2 protein-coding genes are annotated in these 1,406 nt (G+C 63.8%); both read right to left on the bottom strand.

Translation table 11 applies throughout. The annotated features are described in order from the left end of the window. Positions 1 to 796 (bottom strand): type IVB secretion system protein IcmH/DotU (icmH, locus tag EOA22_RS33575; RefSeq protein ID WP_164756184.1); only part of this gene is annotated, 796 nt, incomplete at its 3' end. A 4-nt stretch (positions 797 to 800) separates the two neighbouring features. After that, positions 801 to 1,406, bottom strand: a 606-nt coding sequence (gene tssK, locus EOA22_RS33580) for a type VI secretion system baseplate subunit TssK (protein ID WP_164756185.1), incomplete at its 5' end; no start/stop codon positions are given.

The raw sequence follows: 1,406 nt of genomic DNA on the forward strand, positions 1-1,406 counted from the left end.
GCAGTGCGCGAACAAGTGCGGAGAGCTCGACCGCCTGGCTGCTCAGTGCCATCGAGAGCCCGACATGGATTGTCATGGCTGCAACCGCCGCACCGAGCGCCATGACCCAGATCGGAACGATGAAGCGCTGCGGCTCGTCAGATGCGATCACGCCTTTCCAGTTTGGCGACAGTGGCGCGCCTTCGGCGTCGGCATCGCGTAGGAAGCGTGCCGCCGCCACGCGAACGGCATTGAGCGAGCGGTCGCCGGATCGGGCCGACACGCGATATTTGCCACGAAAGCCAAGCGCCATGCATTGATACTGCAGTTCCAGCAATTCGCGATCACGGTTGGGATGGCGCTCGAGTTCTTCGAGACGGGTGAAGAACTGCGTGCCGGCATCGACATCGCCGCGCAGCATGACCACAAGCGGCTGCCGCGGCCAGGCGCTGGCACCGCCCCATGGCGTGTTCAGGGCCAGATCGTCGAGCAACGCCGCCACCACCCAGGCCGCCTGGTCGGCGCGCTCCATTGAGGATCCGACCGACATAGCCGTGTCGCGTGCCCGGACCAGTTCTTCGAGCAATCGGGTACGCAATGCTTCCGGATTGTCCGGCGGCAGCGCACTTTCAAGCTCGGGAGCGAATTCGAGCAAGGGCGCAAATGCGTTGACGAGTGCGTTCGGATGGGTGCGGGAGCGCTTTACCGACGCGCTCGGCAAAGGTGGCGCCATCGGCCGCGGCATCGGCGCGCCGGTCAATCGAATGCGGGTGCGTTCGCGATCCTCCGACAGTCCGAACGGATCATCGCGGCTCATGATCTCACCTGTTCACCGAATAGCAGTCCACCTGCGGCTCGCTTGGCAACACGCCCGAAACGCCGATGACGAAGCCGGGAGCGTCGAGCAGCGACGCCCAGTGCTCACTTTTCTGGTCCAGTTCCAGACATAACCGATCGCCATCGTAAGGAATCTCGCGCGGCTGGGAATGAAGCGGTTTCAGCGGAATGCCGGGCAAACGCGATTTCCACAGGCCCTCGAACTGGTCGGCCGAGCCGACGGTTGCCTGATTGACGAATATCTTGCGCAGCGCGTCTTCCGACAACTCCGAACCGACCCGGATGACGATCCGGCTGGCCACCAGCAGCTTCGGATTGTCGATACGGATCTTCCAGACATTGGTCGAATGCCGCATGACAGGCAGCGCACGCGATTTGGGCTCGATGTAACGCAGGCTGAGGATGAGCGAGCGCAGCGCATCCGCCAGCGCCGAATAGGCAGGGCCAGGCGCCATGTGATCGTAGGCGGGCAACTCGCCCAGCCGCCGCGCGCTCGATCCGTAGGTCGCCATCGAACCGGCGAGGCCGGCAAGTTCCAGGTAAAGCTCGGCTGGATGGAACACATCCTGAGCCAGCATGTGGGCCAGCCG

The sequence above is a fragment of the Mesorhizobium sp. M7A.F.Ca.US.014.04.1.1 genome (assembly GCF_003998745.1).
GTDB lineage: Bacteria > Pseudomonadota > Alphaproteobacteria > Rhizobiales > Rhizobiaceae > Mesorhizobium > Mesorhizobium ciceri.